Consider the following 23,606-nt stretch of genomic DNA (forward strand, 5'->3'; position numbering starts at 1 on the left):
GTTTTGTATGTAAGAAATTGAATATTGTTCTTGTTCGGCATAGTTGTGCGAATATAACACATGCATAGTCTATTGAACGGGGGAAAATGGGAATTCTCCGTAGTTGGAGATATATTTACTGCTAAACAGATCACAAATGACAATATGCCAGGGGTATTGACTACCCTTACCGCAAAGGCAATATGAGGATATTCAGCCAATCGTATTTCTCTTTTTTGGGGGCGGTGGTGTTGCTGTTTTTTTATTCGGCTACCACTGCCCAAACCGTGATCACGCTAAGCGGCTATGTTTACGAAAACAGTAGTGGGGAGCGTGTGCCTTTTGCAAGCGTTACCGTAGCCGGGAGCACGAAGGGAGCGCTTACCAACGCGTATGGCTTCTACAGCCTTCGTGTTCCGGGCGGCGACAGCATCCGCGTGGTTTGTTCCGCCCTCGGGTATGAGCGGTTCGAAAAAGTAGTCAGCGCACTGGCCGACGATACGGTTTCGATTGCGTTGGTTCCGGTAGTTACAAGGTTGAAAGAAGTGGTGATATCGGAAAAAGTTACGCCGTCTTCCAATCTTATAAAGCTACAGGTGAATGCTTTGAAAAACATTCCGTCATTATTGGGCGAGCGCGATATTATAAAGTCGCTGCAGCTACTGCCCGGGGTCAGCCGGGGAACGGAAGGGTTCGCCGCCTTCTACGTGCGGGGAGGAGGGGCCGACCAAAACCTTATCCTGCTGGATGAGGCGCCGGTGTACAACGCAAACCACGTATTCGGCCTGTTTTCAGCCTTTAATGCCGATGCAATACGTAACATCTCATTTTGGAAAGATGACTTTCCCGCGCGTTACGGCGGCCGGCTGTCGTCAGTGCTCGATCTGCAAATGAAGGAGGGAAGCCGGCAGCAGTTCCGGGCGGAAGGTGGAATTGGCCTGACTTCGTCAAGGCTTACCCTTGAGGGGCCGATCGCAAAAGATAAAGCCTCGTTCATTGTATCAGGCAGGCGGTCGTACCTGGACCTGATCATGAAACCATTCATGCCTGACAATGAGAAGCTAGGCTATTATTTTTATGACCTCAATGCGAAACTGAACTGGAAAGTAGATGACAAAAACCAACTTTACATCAGTGCTTACCTGGCCAACGACCTGCTTTCGGAGCGAAACGTGGTTACCCGCAAATCCTCGCGCAGAGAGATGGTTGACAAATTGGGGTGGGGGAGTACGACCGCTACTCTTCGCTGGAACCGGCAGTTAGGAAGCCGTGGTTTTGTCAACACTACCTTCTACCACACCCGCTACCGCTTTTCGATGCTCAGCCGGGAGCACCGGGTTACCGATTCCACGCAAACTTCCGAAAACCTGGATTTCAGTTCATCCGTATGGGATTATAGTTTGAAAACGGATATGGATTATTTTCTCTCGCGCCGGCATACGCTTCGTGCAGGCGGCCAATGGATAGGGCACGGGTTCAGGCCCAGGCGTTACAGTGCCGGGAATACGGCCACCGGGTTTAGTAACCGTGTAAGCGAGTTTGAACGAAACCAGGAAATAGCGCTTTACGCAGAAGACCGGTTTACGCTTAACGAGCGTTGGGAGGCCTCCTTCGGGCTCCGTTTCAGTACACTGCTTACTGCCGGGAAGGATTTCTTCCGCCCGGAGCCCCGGTTATCCGTAGCCCATCGATTGCCCGGGGAGATCGTTCTGACTACAGCCTGGTCCCGGACCAATCAGTTTGTCCATTTGTTGTCGAACACCGGGCTGGGGCTATCTACGGATTTATATGTACCGGTCACCGCCTATACGCCGCCGCAGCAGGCCGACCAGGTATCAGGCACGCTCAAAAAGTATTTTGCTAAACCCGGTATTGAGCTAACGATGAGTACTTACCGGAAATGGATGCGCCATATTACCGCGTATAAAGATGGAGCAAGTTTTCTATCGATAGGAGATGAGCCCAGGGACATCCCCTGGCAGGAAAACATTACAATTGGCAAAGGGAAGTCTTACGGGACCGAACTGTTACTTCGGAAAGACGCTGGCCGGCTGACCGGGTGGATTGGCTACACGTTATCGTGGACGGTGCATCAATTCCCGGATCTGAACAACGGCAAGCCCTTTTTTCCAAAATATGACCGGCGACATAATTTATCGCTTACGGGCAGCTACCAGTTGTCTGATCAAGTAAAGCTTTCTGCTAACTGGGTGTATTACACGGGCAACTATGTCAGCGCACCCTATGCATTTTCCTATGGATTGGACCGTTATGCCATACATGACTACCGGTACCTGGACAGCCGGGCTTATGCCGGCTACCGGAATAGCTTTAAAACCCCTGGTTATCACCGGCTTGACCTGGGGATCCAGTTTCACAAAAAGAAAAAGTGGGGAAGCCGTTACTGGGAGATCAGCTTTTACAACGCCTACCTCCGGGAAAATCATACTTACTTTTATATCCGCTATGACCCTAACGCGGTTGGCGGAAGAAAGGCTGAAATCAAGGGCCGCTCAATGTTTTCGATCGTTCCGTCGATCAGTTATAATTTTAGAATAGGAGCTATATGAGAGATGCGTGGTTGGTATTGATTCTGGCGTTGGGCCTGATGTCTTGTGACCCGGGAGTAGAGGTTCAGAACGTGTTGGTGGATAAGCTGTTGTCGGTGAGTGCTGTGGTTTCTCCCCGGGACTCATCTTTAAAGGTGTACGTTTTTCGTGCTTCCGGCCTTTCTAAAAGGATTCCCTATGATATGCTCATCGAAAAGAATGCCCGCGTGACCATTTCGGACGGTACGCGCGAGGCATTGTTGTCTTATTATGCGGATACAGAGCGTTATGAGTGTGTCAACCCCTTTCATGACCTGGAGGCGGGTAGCAGCCTTACGCTTACCGTACAAACGCAGGATGGCGTCACGGCTACCGGGCACAGTGTTATCCCGCCTAAGCCGCAACTGGTTTCCTTTACCCATCACCACCGGAACGATTTCCTGGTTTATGAGCTGGTGTGGAACAACCCGGAAGCACATAAGTATTTCCAGGCGTGGCAAAGCATGGAATTTGCAACCAACTACTATCCAGGCGAGATCCGGTACCTGAAAAACAGCAACGCCATAATGGTCGAGCCAGAAGTGTTCCTGTGGGACCGTCAGCCCGGCGGAATCAACATCATCCGGGACTCGGTCCAGACGAACCCCGGAAGGGTGGGGCCTGCCAAGGCAAGTTTTACCCTGGCCAATTTCGAAGAAAGCCTGTGGAAATATATAAGGACCTCGTCACAATATGATACCTGGCTGACAAACGCGGAGGAATCAGGTATCCTGCCCGTTTTCAAAGAACCCGTCGATGTGAGCAACAATATTAAGGGAGGCTTCGGGATATTTGCGTCGTATAACTGTACGGATTCCCTGATCGTGAAAATTGACGCCGAACCTGTTGCTAAATAGCTGCTCTTTGTCCACTTTTTGAGAAAGTCTTCAGCCCGGCCTCCCTTACATTCGTTCGAACCTGTACCGGAAAGGATGCTGCTCGCATCCCGAAACTTCCAGTGTGTTTTCCGAGCGAGTAAGCGTCCAGTATTCGCAGGTAATACAGTCAATGTGCGCGCAGCGGGGAGCGGTTTGCTTTTGGTCGGGAACTACCGTGAACCTCGCGCCATCGACAAGGTAGACATTGGGAACACAGCAAAGAGGTTCCCCTTCTTCGTCGACCAATACACCGTCGCTTCGGAAAACGAACCGGTCAAAGTGGTCGCTTTCCGCCGGGTTTCGCCAGGCATTTCCGCCTTCGGCCGTGCTATCCCAGACGCTTGTCAGGCGCCAGACGCCTGCGAAGGGCGCCGTCTCGTGGTCTACCTCCTTCTTTCTGCATGCCTGCGCCGTGAGCAGCGTAACCATGGCAAGGATTCCGTAACAGGTGATTTTCAAGCTTTTTCAGGTTTAGTTCGAACGTATTTATATCAGACTGCCCTTTTGTAAAAAGTACCAGGGAAAGGAATGTCCTCATCTCCTGAATGGATCGTCTCTTCCATAGAGAATTTTCCGGACGAAAAGGTTGGAAAAAGTAGCCGGTGCAGGGCAAACATACGGTGCAACACCGGTTTTACAAGGCACGGAATGGTTTCATCTGCCGCCGGCGGCTTGGGTAGCAGGGCCGAGGAGGAGCTTCGGGGCTTGCTACCCGGCTTACCTGCCCTTAACGGTTCGGAGACGAGTTCCTCCTTTTTTTCCTGGCTTTTTCCTCCGTTTTCCCCACCATATATAAAAGCCGGTAACGGGCAGCGTTGCACAAACCAGGCTTGCAAAGAAAAACAGCCATTTCGTCAACAGTCCTCCGAATGCGCCGACATGCAGGGAGAAATTCGATCTTCTCAGCCAGTTGGCGGGCGTATCTTCGGCGATTTTGGACTGCGAAGTAGAGAGCAGCGCGAGGGTATGGATGTCAAAATACAGCTCCCGCCAGGTACCGTGGTACATGTCGGTGCAGGCATAAATAAATTTACCGTCTTCTTTGGGAAAGTGGATGCTGATCTGGTCCTTTTCAAACTCACCCATTTCGGTGGTTACCAGTTTCCAGATGTGGTCAACTTTACCCTCCAGCGTGGCCGGCACAGTTTCAGGGCCGTCGTCGATAACGGTCACTTCCGGGCTTCCGTCCTGTCCGCCGAGCATTTTCAGAACCGACTTGTTAAAGAAGGCGAAGCCCATCATCAGACCTGTAAACGCCATGATCACCGCCAACGACAGGGTGTAGAACCCGAGTACATTGTGAAGGTCATAGTTGATGCGTTTGAACCTGGCTTTCCATTTAATGGTGAAGGCTTGCTTTACGTCCCGTCCACTCCATTTTTTTGGCCACCAGAGCACCATCCCGGTCACGAGCAAAAAGAAGAAGACCGCCGTGCTCCACGAAACAACCTGCGTGCCGATCTTGTCGGGCAGCCAAAGGTGGAAATGGCCTTCTTCTATAAATTCAAACACGTTTTCGTGGTCTTCCAGAGCCAGCACCCTGCCGGTATAGGGACTTACAAAAATGAGGGAGTCCGAATTGTCCGGTGTAATTTTTACCGGCCGCCCTTCTCCATAATACCACAACCTGCGGACTTTCATTTCAGGCAGCTGCTCCGCTACCCTGGAGCGGATGACCGACGGCGGGAGGGGCGTGGCATCAGCGGGGATTTCCACTTTCCACCACGACCTCGACATTTCCAGGATTTCATGCTCGAACACCAGTAGGGCGCCGGTCAGGCTGATAATGATGACGGGAATGCCTGAAGCAATGCCGACCCACAGGTGAAACCAGTCGTTGAACCGACGAAGCCGCGACGCCTCCGGTTTAACGGTAACAGGTCTTTTTTCAGTGAGTGTTACAGGTTTTTCCATAGTGGTGACGGAGCAATTGCAGAAAGGAGAAAATCGTTCCGGCATCGGCTACAGACCGGCGCCGGAACGTACGTTTATTGTAATTTATCGATGCGGGAGAAAGAAGTATAGCCGCCTTCCAGCTGGAGTCCGCGGGTCACTTTATCGGTGGCAGAATCATAGATCCAGATATAGTCCGTTCCGGTTCCGGACAAGGCCGCGATATAGGCCTTCCCGGCCTCTACATAGACGTTTCTTTCACTGGTTGCCGCATCCGGAACTTCTGTGAGCTTGCGGATTTCTTTGCCGGTGGCGAGGTTGATAATCGAAAATCTCGTTTTGGCCGTGTTGCTGTCCGCGGTTGTCTGGTACTTGATAATCGCTTTCCCGTTGCCCAGGTTCATCAACAAACCCGACGCGGCAATGAATCCGATTTCAGCTTCCACGTCCATGTAGTAGGTTGGATCCAGCACATCCGATCCTTTCTTTATGCGGTAGATGCTTTTTTTAGAGTTCTCTCCGCCGGCGAGTATTCCGTTCCAGCTGGTCAGAAAATACATATCGCCCGCCTCGTCGACAAATGAAGTCGCATAATAACCCGATGTGTTGCCCAGCCCGGCGGTACGGGTGTCGGTTGAGACCTTGGTCACCACGAAGTCCGGGTAGGACAGGGCCATCGTATTAAGCTGCTTGTACAATGTGAAGTCGGAGCCGTTGTAGTTGATTACCGAAAAGAATATTTTCCCGTCCTTGTACTGGATGTCGCCGCCTACGCGGTACAACGGATGGCTGTCCGGCGCGGCTGGAAGGCCGCTGACCGTACCCGTCCTGGTCACCGTCATGGCGGTGGTATTGATGATTGCATAGTTCACAGCCTTTGCGCCCGGAACACCCCCGATCATGGCAAGGGTATTATCGTCGATCCAGGTGTGGCCGGCGAGCGAGAGGAGATGGGTGAAAGGGAACTCCTTCACGACCGTTACCTTGCCGTTCTCGATTTTGTATTTGCCGAATTTACCTTCGGTGGTATTGTAAAAATAGTAGAACCCGCCCTTGGTGATGACGGAGTTGTTCAGAATGGTCGTCACATCGATACCATTGCCTTCCAGCTTAAAACTTCCTTCCGTAAGGCTGTTGACCCCCATCAGGTAGTAGTTGGTATTGGGCCAGCTCCCGAGTTGCGCCCAGACGGCAAAAGACGACGGCTCGGGGGCAGGGGGCTCAGTTCCCGGAGAATCATCACTACAGGAGACAAAACTGAACGCCAGCGCCAGGGCCCCGAAAAGGTACTTATTGAAATGAAGCATATAAACCGGTTGATTTGATAAAATGTATTTGTTAGCTAATGAAAAAGCGAAGTTTGAAGAACACTGCACGCCCGGGTTTCTGCAGGCGGAAGTTGTCGTAAACAAGCTGGTCGGTGAGGTTCCGGCACTCAAGCGAGGCATTATAACGCCCTTTCTGCATGGAATAAGACAGCATCACATTGTGAACCAGCTGCCGGGGAATAGTCGCGAGCGAATTGGCAGTGGCGAAGCCCTCCCACGACCGGTAATACCAATGGGTGTAGTGCGTACTCCATGTAAACTGCAGGCGTGCGCCGCCGCCGTAAGCGAGGTTTTTACCCAGCCCGAGGTCGAGGTTGCCGAATAACCAGGGCTGGTTGGGTATGCGGTTCCGATAGGTAGCCGATTGCCCCCCGGAGCTGTTGTTGTTTACGAACCGGGTGTTATCGAGCGCATGTTGGTAGGTGATATTCAGCAGTGCATTGAAAACGCCGCCGTAGTGATACCTGGCCTCCGCATCAAATCCTTTTACCAGCACGTTCGAGAGGTTCTGGTACTGGAGCTGGTTGTTGTCATACTGGTTGGCATAGATAAAGCCCTTCGCACTGCGGTAAAAGGCTGAAGCTTCCACGAACCAGTCCTGCCGGCCGCTGTTGCTTCCGTAAAATCCGCCGATGTTCACATTGTCGCTGGCTTCGGGCTTCAGCTCCATGTTGTTCAGAACCTGGTAGCCGTCGCCGTAGACTTCATTTACATCCTGGAGCCGGTAAGTATGCTCGTATGAGGTCTTTATACCGGTGTTCGGGGAAAGTTTATATACCGATGCCCACCCGTACCCTGCATAATTCTGGAAATCGCGGAGCGACACTATTTTGGAGAGGCTGTAATCGTATTGTTTTTTGTTCAGGTCAATGCCGTAATATTTGCCCATAAAGGTGTTGGTCCACTTTTGAAAGAGCTTTACCTGGTAGGCCGCGCCCACGATGTGTTTTCCCAATTTACCCGGCATGTCATCATCTGACGAGGTAAGTGAATTGTAGGTCTGGTTTTCAACGTCGTCAAAGGTATAGTTGAGGTTCAGGTCGTGATTTTCCGCGAGTTTGTAGGTCGCATTGAGCCTTGCAAAGAGCCGGGGGCGGTTGACGTGCGTCAGGCGAAGGCTTCCGGTTTCCGGGTTTCCGGTGACATAGCTGCCGTCCCAGCTGTACTTCCGGAGCGTAGTGTCGGACAGAACGTAGTGGTCGTAAGAATACGTCCCGTAAACCCCGATGTTCAGCCTGTTGTTGAACAGGCTGTCCTTTTTGTAGCGGAGGCTTATGTTTTTGCCCTCGCCGTCTTTCAATACGCCGCCATAGACGATTGTTTGCCTGACGCCCGTCTGGACCTGTTTGTCGTAGGTAGTGTAGCCCACTCCCACAAAGAGTACATCCGCCCACTTTTTATTGATCAGGCCGATTTCCACCTGTCCCATCCACGATTTGTAGCGGTCGTGGAACCGGCGGAAATCCCGGGATACATATTCATACTTTTCGGGATCCCAGATCTCCACGCCGCGCATCAGGTAGTTGTTTTTCGAGTAATTGAAAAACGTGCTTCCCTTGATCACCAGCCCGGCCGGTTTGTACACGTACTGGCCCGTGAGGGCCGACTGGTGGGTTTGAAAAGAGCCGTAGCTGTGGCTTACGTCCAGGTAATTGTCAAGAGATTGGTTGGTGACAATATTCACCGACCCGCCCAGGGCATCGGAACCCAGCTCAACCGGCGCCACGCCTTTATACACCTCTATGCGTTGTGCAAGGTTAACCGGGATATTGTTGAGATTCATTGCGCTTCCCAGTACATCGAGCGGCACGCCGTCCAGGAAAAGCTTGACGGATTTCCCGGATAAGCCGTTGATAGAGAATTCAAAGTCGGAGCCGACGCCTCCCTGTTCGCGCATTTTAATTCCGGTGGTCCGGTTCAGCACCTGGCCGAGGTCCGCCGTGGTGTTGGCTATTTTCCGGGTATCAATGGCGTTTACCGTAAAGGCTTGTTCCCGCAATTGCCGGGCTTCACCTTTTCCCCGAACGGTTACCTCTCTGAACTGCTGGGTATCCGGCTGCAATACAATTTGCAGGGCGGGGTGACGCTGCCCGGGTTCAACACGTACTTTTTCTTTGCTAGCCCCATAGCCGACGCTTGAAAAAACCAGGGTATAGGCTCCCGGCCTTTCGAAGGCAATTGTAAAATGGCCGTCCTTTTCAGTTTTGGTTCCCAGGTTGAGACCGTCAGCTGCAACTGTGACACCTTCGAGCGGCTCTCCGGCGGCGCTCATGACCCTTCCGGAAAGTGTCGACCGGTTCTGGGCCTGCAGGCTTGAAGCCAGGACCGTAATCGCAAGGGTTAGAAATATAAAAAGAATGCTTTTTTGACTCATGCCTGGTACTAAAAATTACGCAAAATCAGAGGATGGTATGTTCTGACGTAATTTTAGTTGCATAAACAGGCGCTTCCCACAGTGAAAAAGAAAAAAAAGTTTAATTATTCTAAATAACTATTGGTAGAGTTTTTCCAGCCGGAAAATATAGTCGATGTCTCCTTCGAGGTGCAGCCCCTTCGTGAGGCGCCGGTCTGCCGGGTTGTAGATCCACACGTCGTTGTTGCCTTTGCCGTCGTTGATGGTGATATAGGCCTTGTCGTTTTCGACCAGGACACAGGTCCGCGAGCTGCCTTTGTCGAGCGGCAGGTTCAGCTTCCTTACCTCCCTGCTCTGTAAATCGACCTCGAAATATTCGTTGTGCGGAATTAGATAATGCTCTTTGTAAGTTGTAAACAGGTCCTTGCGCTCACTTCTCAGCAATGCTTTGCTGTGGCCAAGGTACCAGAGGCCGTAGGCGTGGTTCTGCACTGCGGAAGCGGAAATATTAAAAAAATAAGTGCTGTCGAGGGTTTGCTCGCCGGCTTTTATCCGGTAAACGGCAGTCGGCTGATACGGGTTTGCACCTCGTACAATGCCCGGGCAGGCAAGGAAATAGAAGTCACCCTTTTCATCTTTGAAAGTGTTCTGCTGGGCCGTGTTGACGTTGCCCGGGTAAGTGGAACGCGGATCCTTTCCGGTATATTCCGGCTTCATCCCGGGCCAGGTCATCCTGGAAACATAAACGGTGTCGGACGAACCGTAGCCCTTCTGACGGTTGGCGTAGTGGTAGGTGTAACCGAGCCACAGGCGGTTATCCCGCCACATTGCAAAGCCTACGGAAAGATTATCGAAGGGCTTGACCGGAGTCGGGACAGGCAACGTACCGACGGTCGCCGTCATGTTCCTGACGTTCACCTTTGCGAATTTCTTGGGTGCCATGCCCATGCTGTGGCTTATCAGGAAAACAGTGTCCCGGCCGATGAAAGCGGAATGATCAGGGTAGCTGAAGTCAGGCAGCGGGAGTGAATCGAGGTGGACAAAACGGTTGTTCCGGATTTCGGATTTGACAAAGTATTCGGATTTCGAATCGACATAATAGTACGTCCCGTTTTTTACCAGCAGATAGTACCAGATCCGCGGCGGCCCGTCGAGCCTCACGCCCGCTTTCACCGGGTCGACCGTTCCGCTGTCGAGGTGGTCGGTTTGCCAGATATACGATTTTTCATCACCGGCAGTCACCACAATGCTGTATTTCTTCTGTTTTGCGGAATCAGGCGCGCCGCAAGCCGAAAGCAGCGCCCCGAGGAGCGCCGCCATTGCCAAAGAAAATAAGTTCCGGTTAAGCATTCGGTACAACCAATTAAATACCGAACTGGGCAATCAGCGAATTCTGAACGATCGGCGGCAGCTCGCCGACTAGGTTTTTATCCATTACCACGAGCTCCGAACTGTTGTGGTGTCTGAGGTCCATCGCAAAGTAGGTAGTTCCGCCTTTTACCACCATTTCTTTCACAGTTTCCCGGTTGCCGTCGCACAGGCTCGTAAAGGATAGTTTCATATTCTCTTTTGGTATTATCTTCACTACCCCGCAGAAGTCGAGCATCCTGCTCTCTTTTATATAAACGGCCCCGCTTTCGTTTCCCAGTTCGATCTGGAGCGGCTCTGCCTGGCTGCGGGTGGTTATCTCCCCGGCAGGCAGGTGTTTGGAAATACCCGGTGTAAACGTTTCAACCAGGCTGTACAGGCCGACTGCCGTAACAAGCGCTGCGGCGGCTGCCCAACCGGTAAGGCTGCCCGGGCGACGTCTGTGAATGGCCCTTCCCATCCCGACAGACGGTCGTATTTCGTTCCAGATTTCCTGCTTGATCGCACCGAGGCTGATCCCGGCGGGAAGTTCAAATTCGTCCGTCTCGCCAGTTTCCAACCATTTCTCAACGGTCCTGCGCTCCTCGGGGGTGCACAGGCCCTTGTGGTATTTTTCAATCAAGGCTTCGGATAAATTCATCGGCACGGTAAAATGTCAAATTACGGTGGACAAGGGTAAAAATCAAAGCATTCAAAGTTCGATTTTTGGCTACAGGGCGTAGTCTTTCAGCCCTGACCGGAGCAGGTTCAGGGCGTTTGCCAGGTGATATTCTACCGTCCTTTCCGAGATAATCAGCTCACCGGCGATCTGTTTGTTGGAAAGACCCTGTTCCCGGCTCATTTTGAAAACCTGCCGGCAATGGACAGGCAGGTTGTCAACAAGCCGTTTCAGCCGCTCGTACAGGTAGTGGTGCATAACAGAATCCTCGGTAAAATTGGCATCCGCGATTCCAATGGTTGCAATCGCCTGCAGGTGTTCGCTCCTGATCTGTTTGTTACGGATGTATTCAAAAACTTTCAGTTTGGCAGAACGCACAAGGTAGTGTTCAACGGAGTGGGTAAATTCCAGGGCATGGCGGCGTTCCCACAGAGACTTGTAAATTTCCTGGGCAAGCTCTTTTGCCGCCTCCACATCCTTCAGATTGGAATAGCAAATTCCGAACACCTTTTCAAAGTACCGGTTATAAATATCAGTAAACAACGTTTCGTCCAGGGGGCCAAGGTTTTCCTTGTATTCAAGGGGCTGCATAGGTCGCGTGGTAAATAGACATGCAAATCTAAACCTTTTTAGACTTAGTCTAATTAGTTGTCGCTTTTTTTTGAACCGCAATTGAACGAATGAGCAGGAGGGACTTGGCTGAGTTTCGGTTTTCCTGCCTATTTTTGAATTTTGATCGCGGCGGTCGGGATCGATTGTACTTAATCTCAAACCAATGAACGCGGGGGAGATCAGGCAGGCACTAAAGGGAGCTTCAAAGATCCCTGACCCGGTCCTGCAACATATCTTTCAGCAGCGCTGGTTACAAATCTGGGTACCGGAAGCGTATGGGGGCCTGGGCGACCGGCTGGCTGAAGGACTGGCACGCTTGTACGAGTGGGCGAAAATTGACGGAAGTCTCGGGTGGATGCTGACCCTTTGCGCAGGGGCCAACTACTTTTCCAGGAATCTGGCGCCCGCCGTTGCAAAGGAGCTTTTCAGTAGTCCGCATACCTGTTTCGGGGGAAGCGGGATGATCGGCGGATCGGCTGTGCTGCGGGAAGACGGCGGTTACCTGGTGACCGGAAACTGGCGTTTCGCCACCGGCGCCCCGCATTTGAGTCATTTTACGCTGAATGCCCGGCTTATCCGGGAAGATAAGCCGGTTATAGGGGAGAACGGGATGGAAATGATCCGATCGTTTGTCGTTCCGAAAGAACAGGCGGAAATCCTTCCCGATTGGAAATCAATGGGAATGAGATCGACCGGAACCTATTCGTTTCATCTCCGGGCTGTGCAAGTCCCGGAAGTATTCAGTTTCCTGTATGATAGTTTTTTTTCGGATGACGTACTGGACCGCGTTCCTTTCCGGGTTTTTGCCGACCTTACGCTACTGGTAAATTACCTGGGTATGGCGTTTCACTTCGCGGAAGAGGCAGCAGAAGTTCGACCGTCGCTCAGGTTGGACGAGTTCGTTTCTTCTATAGAAAAACACATGGACCACATACTGCGCACAGCGGGCGAAATCGAACAGACTTTGGCCGGGGCAGGATCGGTACCTGCGGGCATACAAGCCGGGATCCATGCTTATGGTACGGAGCTTGTCGGGCAACTGTCTCACCGGCTGATCCGGATCTACACGCAGCTCGGAATCCGGGCATCACAGGTGGATGCACCGGTACACCAGGTGCTGTGCGATTACTTTACCGCGACACAGCATGCCAATTTCAGGCCGTCGCCGGGAGAATTTTCTTTTTAGCACGAAGCGCGTTACCCGTTTAATTATTAGTTGGGCGCTTCTTCAAGCAAGGGTTAAGGCGTTTGGCATAGCTTCTTCCCATCTTTTGGGGTGTGGTAAAACCGATGGAGCGGTGTAACCGGCGCTCATCATAATGCTTGGTGAAATGCTGCAAGGTTTCTTTTGCCTAGTAGTAAATAGCAAACTCATTACGTTCAATCACCTCACGCTCCAAAATACTGTGAAATGCTTCGTTATAAGAATTTTCTTTCGGAGTTGCCAGGTGTGTAAACTCTTGTCTAATCAAGCCTTCGACAGTACTTCCCTCATGCTGCATACCAACCAACCCATTACGGCTTCTGAGTTGGATGAACTAGACCGGATGCTTTTCGAACAGTCAGGCGCGTCGACAGAGGAGGAGTTTAAAAAGCCCCTGGGCGAAAAACCGCTAGGTATATTTGTCCGTTCCATTCTGGGCATGGACAGTGCATCGGCGCGGGAAGCTTTTTCGGCCTTCTTGTCTAATGCGCCTCTCAATTCCATACAGATCGAATTTATCAACTACCTGGTCCGCTTAATGTCCCAGAATGGCCGTGTGAATCCGGAAATGCTTTTTGAGCAGCCTTTCACCAAGTTTCATGCGGAGGGATTGACGGGAGTTTTCTCCACTGAGACGAGAAAAAAAATCATTGAAATTGTCAGAGACGTTAATGGCAGGGCCGTTGCGGTGTGATTAAATATAATTGAGTCAGCTTCAATCTATCCAGAAAGCCCAAAAGGCTGATTAAGTGTTCGACAGGGGACTCCCTTCATGCGTATCTAAGGATTTTCCCGGAAAGGCATACGAACTCCGGGGTGTACACGTTAAACTAATAGTAATAGTAATTCCAGATCCGTTTATCCTTCTTATGCGTCTTCATTTTTTACTCTTCACACTGCTTTCTACCTGTTTTTTTATTTCGTGCCGTAAGTCCGATGAACCTGATAAGGCGCCGTCGCCGTCCCTGGTGCAAATGGAAGCCGAAGGTGGAGAAGAGACCATTGCCCTTGGAAGTACAGGTTGGCGAATAGCTGCCGTAGTTAATAAAAGGGGGAACCAGCGTATTTTTGGCGATATCTATAAGTCTGACGGGCAATTGGTCATGGAAAATACCCTGCTGGAGCTTGAAGGGACTGGCTACCTTGAGGGGACGACTCCCGGTATCGGCTTCCGGATTGTTCACGAAGGGGATCAACTACGGGTAACGCTGCTTGAAAACGGCATGCCCGAAACCTATAGTTTTGTCATCGTGCTGAAGCGGGAAAATGAGACAAAGGAAATTTTGGTGGAGCAGCAGGTTTTGCAGGGATATACGTTCAAATCAATGGAGTATGCGGCAGGAGCGGGAGACGGGGATTCTGTTTTTGTGAGAACCGGAACCCGGTATGAGTTTAATCTGCTTGCACCGCAGCAGGTTGCGGTAAACCCCTTTGGTGGGATCGATGTGGTGCGTACCGCATGGTTTGAAAGTAAGGAACACGGCGCATTTTTCGGAATCGGAGGCGATTCCGTTAAAGTACCGATACCGGTCGCGGTCAATGATGGAAAAGTATCATATTCAGATCCTAAAGACATATACGGGGCATTCACCAGGGAGGCCTATCATCCAGGGGTTACAGCATCTGTTTCTGTTCCTGCAGGTAAAGCTCTTTTTTTTACGGAGCTGGAATGGCGCCGCCGCCGGCTTACCTATACCCTGACACTGACCAACAAGCGGACGGGAGCGTTGAAGGTCATAACGGGTAAATGGTTAGAAGAGTCGCCTACGGGTAAGTATTCGATCCTTAGGACACCCATGTAAACAAAAGATTCACGCGACCCGCAGTACATTTTTCGGGATTTCTCTTAGTGCAGAGAAGTGTACTTAATAAATCACTATGTTCACCCACGCAAGTCCCTCCATTATTCGAACGGGCAGAACTGAGTCCCGGATTTTGCGGGAGGTAATTGCAGGGGATCAGACTTTAAGGAACTTTTTTTCCCGGTAGAGCAGCCAGAGTATACCGAAAAGAAGAAAGGCATTGCCGGCTTTCATCAGGACTACGTAGTATTTTCCCATGATGGGGTTCAGGCCGTGCAAAAAAGAATCGGTTATACAGCTGAAGCTTACAATCTGGTACAGCATATAGGCTACGATCGAATTTTTGCCGTATATGGTTAGCCAGGCCAGGCGCCTGCCGTGTTTTTGGCAATCTATAAAGTAGTAGAAAGCTGCCATAAGCAGAAAGCAGATGCCGCTGCTGAAAAGTGTCATCGAGCTGGTCCATATTTTCTTGATAACAGGCATTTCAAGGCTCCACGCCAGACCGGCGAGGATCATCGCGATGCCGGTCACGATCAGCAGTCCGGTTTTACGGGTCGGGGCGTGCGAACCTTTCAGGATCTGGCCTGCGAAAACACCACTCAGGGTTGTTGCGCCGAAGTTGAGGCTGCTCACAATCCAGGTATAGCGATAGCTGCCGAAGTTAAGGACGCCGTTTTCTAAAATTGCCTTGTCGCGGAACCGGCCGAGTACCGCCCGGTCGACATATTCGGCGAGGTTGTGGTCAGGACTATAATCGCCGCCGCCGAAACCGCCCGCGGAAACGAATTTCATCAGCGCCCAATAGGTTGCCAGCAGCAGGAAGAAACCTGCTATTTGTCCGCGGAGACCAAAGTGAAGCACGAGGAGGGAAGCAATTAGGTAGCCTACCGCTATCGCCTGGAGGGTATTGGAGTAGAAGCTGATCTTGTCTGTGTTCAGCGACAAGAGATTGTCGGCGCAAAACATTCCGAGGAGAAAGAGCAGAAATACCCGTTTGAAAATACGCCGGTAAACGCCGGTTCCGGGCTGTCCCGGGAACCGGGAAAAAGAAAACGGAATGGCAACACCGGCCATGAACATGAATAGCGGCATAATAAGGTCCCAGGTGACAAACCCTTCCCATTCAGCATGGCGTAACTGAGTACCGGCCAGATTTCCCAGCGGGTGGTCGACTGCCCGTATCAGCGCCATCGCGACGGGATGAAAGGTTACCAGTAGAAATAAATCGAATCCTCTCAGAATATCCAGGGAGTCGAGTCTCTTGTTTTCCATAACAGAGATAGGGTTAAGAATGCTTACTTGCGGGCGTCCTGTTCAAAGACAAGTGCTCCGGCCACAAACGTCCGGTGGATGTCAAGTTTATGTCTGCCCAGTGAAAAGAGAATAATGTCTGCCCGCATTCCCTCCCGGAGCCGGCCCCGGTCTTCCAGCCCGTAAAGCCGGGCGACGTTTGTACTGCTCATCCGGATCACTTCTTCCAGCGACGCGCCGGTGAAGTTCATCACCTTTTTCACCCCGGTATCCACAGCCAGGGCTGAGCCTGCCAGCACTCCCTGCGCGGGGTACTGCACTTTCCCTGCCGGGGTCAGCTCAATTTTGCGGCCGTCGGCCGTGGAGTATATTCCGGGCGTCAGGCCTGCATAGCGGGTGATGTCCGACGTGATGACAATTTTTCCGGCGCCTTTTACTTTGTAGAACGTTTTGATTTCTTCTGCTGTCAAATGAAACCCGTCTGCGATGATACTGATCATAAGCGAGTCGTCGGCAAGCTGCGGCCACAGCGGGTTTTCATGACGGTGAATCAGGTTGGCGCAGCCATTTCCAAGATGCGTCGCAATCCGCGCACCGTTCCGGACGGCGGTCCGGATTGTCCCGGCGCTCGCATTGTGATGGCCGAGGGCTACCACAATTCCGTCCTGAGTGCACCATCTTATCAGCTCCATTGCTCCAGGTCGTTCGGGAGCCAGTGTAACGGTCAGTATTTTATTTCCGGCTGCCCGCTGCAGTTCCATGAGTTCTTCAACGTCTGGTTCTCTGACAAACTGCCTTGCGTGGGCTCCCCGGTAGCCGTCTTCCGGGGAGATGTAGGGGCCTTCAAGATGAAAACCCGGAATTGTGCCCCTGAATTCGGGGTACCCGGACCACCTGGCGAGCGCTTCCAGGTTTCTTTTGAGTACCTGGCGGGTGTGGGAGGTGAGCGTCGGCAGGAAACTGGTTACGCCTGCGCTCCATTGGCTGCGTACAACTTTTCTGATTTCGTCCGGCGTCAGGGGATTTTCTGAAGAAAAATAGACGCCGCTACCGCCATTTACCTGGTTGTCGAAGAGGCCTGGCGCCAGGTAGAGTGGCGGGGTGCCGGCCGGTAAGCGCTCAGGTCTGGATATGCTGGCGATGAGACCATTTGCTGTCTCAATACAGATCGGAAGCCCGTCAATATAAGATAAGCCGCAGATTTTCAGGCGCTCCGATTTCACAGGAAAACATGCGGCGATAAGAAGGAAAATGCCGAGGGGCCATACAGCCATGCAGGTCCATTTGCTCATAAAAGTATGTTTGTGTTTCCTCCTTTCTCCAGGGAAAGGTCCGGTTTAGGGTTCGATTTCCAGGCGCCACGGGTGAAGTCGGGAACCCTGACCAGCGCCGGTCCGAGCGATACCGATTTTTCGCTCAGGGGTACCATCGCGCTCCAGAGCGCTGCATCATAAACATCCTGGTCCAGCGGCAGGCCGTTGCGGAGGCAGTCGATCGTACGCCAGTCCATCAGCAGGTCCATACCGCCGTGGCCGCCTATCTGTTTGGCCATATCGCCGATTCTTTTAAGAATGGCGGGATTATAGGCTTCTTCGAGTTTATGCAGCTGTTCCGGACCCATCCATTCGTGTTCCGGGTAGGATTTCCATTCTTCCGGCCTGATGTCCCTCGCCAGCGATATCCGGCCCGGACCGTCCAATTGTACCGCCGTACCTTTACTGCCGCTTACGACATATCCCCTCGACCGCGGGCGCGGCGATGTGACATCGTGCTGCAGCTGGATCGTCTTCCCTCTTTTTGTTTTTAGTATCGAAAGGTTCATGTTCCCCCGATAGCGCTTTTCCGCAAAGCTTCGGTAGAAGGGATCTTCAGACGCAAGTTCGTCTGCCATTTTACCGGTCATAAAATCGTTCCCCGAAACCGAAAGGATATAATCCAGGCAGTCGCCCCTGTTGATGTCCAGCACCTGGCAAACGGGACCTATCCCGTGGGTAGGATAAAGATTGCCTTGCCGGTTCATATTTTCTTTCAGCCGCCACATGTCCTGGTACTTGTCCTTTGCGAACGAAGCGGCGAGCAGATCGTGGATGTAGGCGCCTTCGCAGTGAATAACTTCCCCCAGTATGCCCTGTCTGACCAGGTTAAGCGTCAGGAGTTTGAATTGATCGTAGCATGCGTTTTCAAGCATCATGCAATGCTTGCGGGTTTGTTCGGAGGTTTCGACTAGCTGCCAGCACTCTTCGACCGTCTGTGCGACGGGAACCTCCACGCATACATGCTTCCTGTGCTGCATCGCATATACGGCCATTGGGGTGTGCAGCCGCCAGGGTGTCGCGATATATACGAGGTCGATATCATCCCGCCCGCACAGTTCTTTCCATTTTTCGGGCGTACCCGAATAGGATTGCGGCTGATGTCCCCTGGCTTTCAATCGGGAAAGTACGGCTTCGGTTTTGGAGGGAAGGAGGTCTGAAACGGCTATAATCCGGACCCCTTCCAGGTGCGTCAGCCTTACGGCAGCTGCAGCACCCCGGTTTCCAAGGCCTATGACGCCGATCCTCACTGTTTCTACCGGCGGCGCTGCGTAGCCGCACATGTTGGTCTTACCACTTCCCGGTGTTGCCGGGAAAAGCGTCGTTTTTGACGGCTGTACCTTTATACCCGCCAGCTCTAACCCGGCGATGCCCGCCGTTTTCAAAAAGAATCTACGGTTGGAGTTCATATGCTTGCTGCTTATTCTGTTTTAAATAGGGTTGTAACCCCGGTTCGGCATCGTTTTCTCACCGTTTCGTATTCCTTGCCAAGAATTTCTAATTGCTCACGGCTCAGGGGCATACCGCCCATAGAGACAGGATTGACGAAAGTGACGCTTGCGTTGCTGAGTGCTGCAGCCAGTGAAACATCGCCCCATCGGAGGATACCGGGGAGGTGAACGGCCATACTGAAGTAATTGACATTACCGCCGGGATCGAAAAGGTAGCTGACCGGGGCGTCCCGCAGGGTGACCCGTTTGATTCCATCGTGCAGACAGCTTGCAAACAAGGCAGCCAGCGCAGTTTCTCTCGTGCCTTCTATCACAATTTCGCAGGTATCCGTCTCAGATGCCAGCCAGCCGGCGAGTGCCGTTATTTCGGCAGTCCAACAGCCGAGAATGGTTCGTCCCAGCCAAAGTTCTGCCCTGGCCCGCGTATGAAATTTCCTGCTGCGAACAAGATCGTTTTCGGAGCTGGAGGCCAGTTCACCCGTACCGGACAGGTCCGGAAGGACCACCGAATAGCCGGCTTTCAGTAGGTCGGTTACACGAGCGCGGTCCACCTGGTCTTTCCCATCCGGATGGAGCATCACGCAGTAGCGCCGGTTGGCGGGTTCTCCCGGCGGGTGAGCGACAAGCACCGGAATAGTGCGAGCGGCGCACTTTACCGTATAGCGAAGCCACCTCCCGGAGCTGCCTGCTGCAACGGCCGGCAATAACGGTTCGTCTGACAGGCGCAATATTGCGGCTAGTTCCGATCGCTTCAAAGCGGGGTTGAAGGCGTGGCGCTGCAGGTAAGAGTCCCGTAGCCTGCTTCCTTGCCGACGGCAATACCCGGCCGTTCCTTGTACCTCCCCGGGCCGTTTTCCGGTCCCAAAGACCATGAGATCTTCTGCCCGGACGACCGGTCCTCCGGGCATCCGGACTGCCAGCGTGCTATCCTGTTTTAGATGACGGTTAAACCAGGCGATCATCGCCATGCGGTCTTCCCGGAAATATCCGTGGGTGGTGTCGACGGTGTGGTAATCGAGGTGATGCGGGACACCGGCTGCTTTGAAGAACGGCTGCGAAAGCCGGTAGGTCCGGCGCATTTCGGAGGGTATGAAAGCGGGATTTTGCTCCTTTTCGTGGCTTATCATCCGGATGGCGCGCGGAGCGACGAGGTTGGTCACCTCGAATTCTTCCGAAAAAGTGAGCCCGTCGGGGAGAAGTTCGCAGACACAATTTCGCCTCATAACGAAGGCTTCGAAGGTGCCGGCGCTCACAACTGTAACGACAGATCTTATACGTTGGTCCGTGGCTGCCAGCCAGAGTGCCTGGCTTCCGCCGCCGCTGGCCCCTGTGGCGCCGATGCGCAGTGTGTCCACATAAGGCAGGGAGCAGAGCAGATCCACTGCCCTGACGTTGTCCGCGAGCTGATGGCCGAGCAATGTTTCCCCGAGATTCATGAGTGACGCCCCGAGATTTGCCCCATGATAATCCGATTCGCCGTGTACGGTTGAGCGCTCGCCGCTGCCCCAGGGGTCTATCGTCAGGCAGACATAGCCGTTGACTGCCAGGCTTTGCCCAACCGCTGTCATCTCAGGGTCCAGTTTGGCATGTTCCCAATGGCCGGGCATATGAAGCACGGCCGGGAACGGTCCTGAACCATGGGGGATATACAGATTGGCGGTGGCGTAGATATCTTCCCTGACCCGGAAATACAGCCGCTTTACTTTAAAATCCGCGAAGTTCAGCGTGCCGGTGTACCGTACATCGATGTCAGAAGCCAGGAAGGAACCGGCGCCCGATTTGCGAATGATTTCAGTACGCAGCCATTGGTACCTGTTTGCCGAGGAGCAATCTTTTGCCCTGGAAACGGCATTTCCGAAATATGCGGTTGCCATTTCTCTCAACTCCCTTTCGATCATGGCCGAATCGCGAACCGGGAATACCCGGGGAAGCTGCTCCGGCCGGAGTTCCTGCCCATGCGCAACAGCCAATGAAAAAGCGCACAGCAGGGAGGCCAGGCGGGTTGACCCGGCAATCCTGAGAAAAGAGAGCATTCTTGTCAAGGATATTGTTTACTGGCTGAATGACTTTTTTGGGCAGGGAGGGCGGTATTTTTCCCTGATTTTCTCCTGATGGCGACCTCGTGTTCGGGACCTGTTACCTCAAAAACGTTGACACTTCTGAAGCTGAGCCGGGTTTCTTGTCCTCGGACCCTGATCTCCATGTAGTCACCGGCCGGTTTCCACCCCAGGCCGTCTCTGTTCATCTCGTAGCGGAGGAAGCCGGGAGTTTCGGATTCAAGACGTACCTTCGCGACCGCGCCGTTCAGCGTCACCGCAGAGCTGATTACATTCGGCGTCCACTCGAGCGCCGTCCTGCTGTCTACGAGATGCATGTAGGGGGTATCATAAGCCCAGTGCTTTTTTCCCTCCCGTATCCAGGTGTTCCGGATCGAAAAAGTATCGGAGTAGTAGTTGCCGTGACTGATGTCGTTCCGGTTAGAGGGCCATCCTGTATACCGGTTGTTGCTGCGTTCCCAGCTAAGCCATGTGTAGGATTGGACGAAGCTTTCAGCAGGCCGGTCGTACCTTTCACCCTGCCGGTTGAGGAGCCGGATCGATTGTGCGGCCTGCCGGCCCGGACCCTTTATCATCAGAATGTCGGCGCCACGGTTTTTTAGGTATTCGTCCCTGATTTCCAATGCCGAAAGGGGAATGCCATTTTTTTCGAAGTGATGGTCGTATTTGGCATCGGATACGAACCACTTGCCGTACGTATTGCTCCAGATTTCGTTGGTGCCGTGATGGACGTCCGGTCCGCCGCGGACACCCGGCCCGACACCCAGGCACCGGGTGACATAGCCATGTGAATTCATGATGGCATTCTGAACGATCATGTAGTGTTCGCAGTGAAATCCCTGTCCGCCCGCTGCAAGGTCAAGTATCCGGTCTGCATGACCCTCGCCGGGATATTTCCCCTCAAAATCGCTGATGTTAATAGCTTTACTGATCCAGTTTCTCAGCCGCAGGATCCTGGAAAACTCATCATCGTCTTCCCGGAACAGTGAGTCGAGCGAATACTTTTGGTTGAAAAAAATCCGGTTTACCGGGCTGACCTTTTCTGCATCCACAAAAACGGTATTCTCCCGTCTCGTCAACGATTCGCTTTCTGCAAGGTAATACTGCCTGCTGCAGCCCGGCGCAAGGAAGGAAAGGAAAACGATTATCCATCTGTGGGGGAGGTATGTGCGCGCCTTGCGCCAGGGTATTGACTTATTCCGGTTCATTTTTAAATAGTTATCCGTGATATACTTGTGCGGTGCCGTGTCGTTCACGAACAGGTCAGACTTCAGCGGGTCAGTTACAACGGATTATTCCATAGAAGCAAGTTCGGGCGGGAACATTCCCTGGCGCGGGTGTCGGAACGGTAAACCGGGACGTTTGTCCCACCAGATTCTGGACATGAATACGTCACCTTTTTCCAACCGTGCAGCGCTCTCTTCCGCGCGTTTGCCGTTCCGGAGGTATTCGCCGCTGGGGTAGGTGAGTCGCCGCGGAATCTGGCCTTCAGTGTCGCCCACAGCCTTCCCGACCCATATGACAGGGTAGCCGGTTCTGCGGTACTCTGCCCAGGCCTCCCTTGACTGGTAGTAGCCGGCGATCCATTTCTGTACGATAATTTCTTCGAGCTTTTGCTCGGGTTCAAAAGTGTTAAAAGCGTTGGTTCGCGAGAGTAGGTAATTTTCTGTCAGAGCGGGGTTTATATGGTACATTTCCATCGCCTGCCGGATTCCTTTTCCCAGCATTTCGGCTGCCGATTCGGTGGTAATGCCGGCCAGCGCGGCTTCTGCCCGTAGAAAACTCACCTCGGCAGCGGTCAGCAGCTTTATCTGGTAGCCGGCTGCATGGAATAGTGCGCCCAGGCTTGCCAGTTCTTCCTGCCGGTAGGATTCATCGGTATCTTCCTGATCGAGGTCGAGCGCCAGTGGCCGGCCCTTCCATCTCTTCCCGTTTTGCGGCTTCGGCGCCGCAGTGAGGTAAACCGGCAGGCGCGGGTCGTTCCGCAGAATCAGGTTATCTGCCATGGTGTTTGTGGCATACTTCGGCACCGTATTGCTGAGGTAGCTGTTGTACATGGGGTTGCGGTTCTCAGTATTGGCGGCCGCTTCTCCTTCGGTCGTTAATGCGGCATTAAACTCGTTCGCCGAAATAAGCGGTTTGCCGATAACGTCCCGAATGTGCTCGGAGGCAAGGTCGGGAGCGGCAAATCGCGCCCGGACGGCCAGCCGAAGCCGGAGCGAATTCGCGAAGCGCCGCCATTTGTCCGTACTGCCCTGGTAGATCAGGTCCGAAGGGCCGAAGCTCACCTGATTTTCAAGGATCGAAAGCTGATGTTCTGCTTCTTTGAGTTCCTTCAGCAGGTCCTTGTAAATATCTTCCTGCCTGTCATAGGCGGGGTAGTTAATCACCTGGTTGACGTCGAGCGCTGCTTCGAAATAGGGGACGTCGCCATACAAGTCAGTCAGCTGGTGGAAAATCCAGGCCTTCATGATCCGGGCAACAGCGTTCTTGCCGGCTGATTCGGGTTTGTCGCGGCTGAGTCGTATTACCTCACTGATATTGATCAGGTAAGTCCGGTAGAATTCGGTGAACGGATCGGCCCAGTCCCGTGCGCTTAGGGTAGCGGTAGCGGGATTGGAGTAATAGCCTGCGAACTCGGTGATGTAACCGGCGTCATAGGAGTCGAAAATAGCTTCCTTCTGCACCCGGGTCAACAGGTTATTGACGTTGACCAGGTTGGCGGTAACAGCAGACGGATTGGTGTTGATTTCGCTGAAATCAGCTGTGCAGGAAGGGGCGCCCGCTGCGACCATTGCGAGGGCGAAAAAGCTCGTATACCGGTAGAAGGTTTGCATACAGGAATGTCTTTTGGTCATTTCAATAGGG

The 23,606-nt window shown here is 52.8% G+C and carries 18 protein-coding genes; 5 read left to right on the plus strand and 13 right to left on the minus strand.

Annotated features, from left to right (window positions below):
- The first annotated feature begins 182 nt into the window (after positions 1-182).
- Positions 183-2,549: a TonB-dependent receptor gene (locus ABD852_RS14785; RefSeq protein ID WP_345030228.1), complete on the plus strand. Its 2,367-nt coding sequence runs from the start codon at positions 183-185 to the stop codon at positions 2,547-2,549.
- Complete coding sequence (locus ABD852_RS14790) at positions 2,546-3,424, plus strand: DUF4249 family protein (protein ID WP_345030230.1); 879 nt, start codon at positions 2,546-2,548, stop codon at positions 3,422-3,424. The genes ABD852_RS14785 and ABD852_RS14790 overlap by 4 nt, the downstream gene beginning before the upstream one ends.
- A gap of 45 nt (positions 3,425-3,469) precedes the next feature.
- Here the strand turns inward: ABD852_RS14790 and ABD852_RS14795 are convergent, their stop codons facing one another.
- From ABD852_RS14795 to ABD852_RS14825, 7 genes are all read right to left on the minus strand, one after another.
- Entirely contained in the window at positions 3,470-3,904 is a 435-nt protein-coding gene (locus ABD852_RS14795; RefSeq protein ID WP_345030232.1) for a hypothetical protein, read from the minus strand.
- A gap of 258 nt (positions 3,905-4,162) precedes the next feature.
- Positions 4,163-5,359, minus strand: coding sequence for a PepSY-associated TM helix domain-containing protein (locus ABD852_RS14800; RefSeq protein WP_345030234.1), 1,197 nt, complete (start codon positions 5,357-5,359; stop codon positions 4,163-4,165).
- A gap of 74 nt (positions 5,360-5,433) precedes the next feature.
- Positions 5,434-6,645 carry a hypothetical protein gene (locus ABD852_RS14805; protein ID WP_345030235.1) on the minus strand — a complete coding sequence of 404 codons (1,212 nt, stop codon included), beginning with the start codon at positions 6,643-6,645 and terminating at the stop codon, positions 5,434-5,436.
- Positions 6,646-6,676: 31 nt separating this feature from the next.
- On the minus strand, positions 6,677-9,040 hold the full coding sequence (locus tag ABD852_RS14810) for a TonB-dependent receptor (protein ID WP_345030237.1): 2,364 nt from the start codon (positions 9,038-9,040) through the stop codon (positions 6,677-6,679).
- A 117-nt stretch (positions 9,041-9,157) separates the two neighbouring features.
- A complete protein-coding gene (locus ABD852_RS14815) occupies positions 9,158-10,369 on the minus strand; it encodes a DUF4374 domain-containing protein (protein WP_345030240.1) in 1,212 nt (403 codons plus the stop codon).
- A 13-nt stretch (positions 10,370-10,382) separates the two neighbouring features.
- Positions 10,383-11,027, minus strand: coding sequence for a hypothetical protein (locus ABD852_RS14820; RefSeq protein WP_345030242.1), 645 nt, complete (start codon positions 11,025-11,027; stop codon positions 10,383-10,385).
- A gap of 69 nt (positions 11,028-11,096) precedes the next feature.
- Complete coding sequence (locus ABD852_RS14825; protein WP_345030243.1) at positions 11,097-11,636, minus strand: RNA polymerase sigma-70 factor; 540 nt, start codon at positions 11,634-11,636, stop codon at positions 11,097-11,099.
- 184 nt (positions 11,637-11,820) lie between these two features.
- On the opposite strand from ABD852_RS14825, the gene ABD852_RS14830 reads away from it, so the two are divergent.
- From ABD852_RS14830 to ABD852_RS14840, 3 genes are all read left to right on the plus strand, one after another.
- Positions 11,821-12,843, plus strand: coding sequence for an acyl-CoA dehydrogenase family protein (locus tag ABD852_RS14830; RefSeq protein WP_345030246.1), 1,023 nt, complete (start codon positions 11,821-11,823; stop codon positions 12,841-12,843).
- 274 nt (positions 12,844-13,117) lie between these two features.
- Entirely contained in the window at positions 13,118-13,555 is a 438-nt protein-coding gene (locus ABD852_RS14835) for a type I restriction-modification enzyme R subunit C-terminal domain-containing protein (protein WP_345030248.1), read from the plus strand.
- Between the two features lie 175 nt (positions 13,556-13,730).
- Positions 13,731-14,663 carry a hypothetical protein gene (locus ABD852_RS14840; protein ID WP_345030250.1) on the plus strand — a complete coding sequence of 311 codons (933 nt, stop codon included), beginning with the start codon at positions 13,731-13,733 and terminating at the stop codon, positions 14,661-14,663.
- A gap of 156 nt (positions 14,664-14,819) precedes the next feature.
- On the opposite strand, the gene ABD852_RS14845 is transcribed toward ABD852_RS14840, so the two are convergent.
- The 6 genes from ABD852_RS14845 to ABD852_RS14870 all read right to left on the minus strand — a co-directional run bounded on the left by ABD852_RS14845 (position 14,820) and on the right by ABD852_RS14870 (position 23,575).
- Positions 14,820-15,938 (minus strand): acyltransferase family protein, encoded by a 1,119-nt coding sequence (locus tag ABD852_RS14845; protein ID WP_345030252.1) that lies wholly within the window; start codon positions 15,936-15,938, stop codon positions 14,820-14,822.
- Positions 15,939-15,961: 23 nt separating this feature from the next.
- Entirely contained in the window at positions 15,962-17,209 is a 1,248-nt protein-coding gene (gene nagA / locus ABD852_RS14850) for an N-acetylglucosamine-6-phosphate deacetylase (RefSeq protein WP_345030254.1), read from the minus strand.
- The gene (locus ABD852_RS14855) at positions 17,206-18,639 is read right to left on the minus strand and encodes a Gfo/Idh/MocA family protein (protein ID WP_345030256.1); all 1,434 of its coding nucleotides are present in this window, start codon (positions 18,637-18,639) and stop codon (positions 17,206-17,208) included. The genes nagA and ABD852_RS14855 overlap by 4 nt, the downstream gene beginning before the upstream one ends.
- Positions 18,640-18,650: 11 nt before the next feature.
- Positions 18,651-20,714 (minus strand): alpha/beta hydrolase family protein, encoded by a 2,064-nt coding sequence (locus ABD852_RS14860; RefSeq protein WP_345030258.1) that lies wholly within the window; start codon positions 20,712-20,714, stop codon positions 18,651-18,653.
- A gap of 5 nt (positions 20,715-20,719) precedes the next feature.
- On the minus strand, positions 20,720-21,946 hold the full coding sequence (locus tag ABD852_RS14865) for a transglutaminase domain-containing protein (protein WP_345030259.1): 1,227 nt from the start codon (positions 21,944-21,946) through the stop codon (positions 20,720-20,722).
- An 84-nt stretch (positions 21,947-22,030) separates the two neighbouring features.
- Positions 22,031-23,575 (minus strand): SusD/RagB family nutrient-binding outer membrane lipoprotein, encoded by a 1,545-nt coding sequence (locus ABD852_RS14870; RefSeq protein WP_345030261.1) that lies wholly within the window; start codon positions 23,573-23,575, stop codon positions 22,031-22,033.
- Positions 23,576-23,606 lie beyond the last annotated feature (31 nt).

Source organism: Ravibacter arvi (genome assembly GCF_039540405.1).
In the GTDB taxonomy this organism is placed as follows: Bacteria; Bacteroidota; Bacteroidia; order Cytophagales; family Spirosomataceae; genus Ravibacter; species Ravibacter arvi.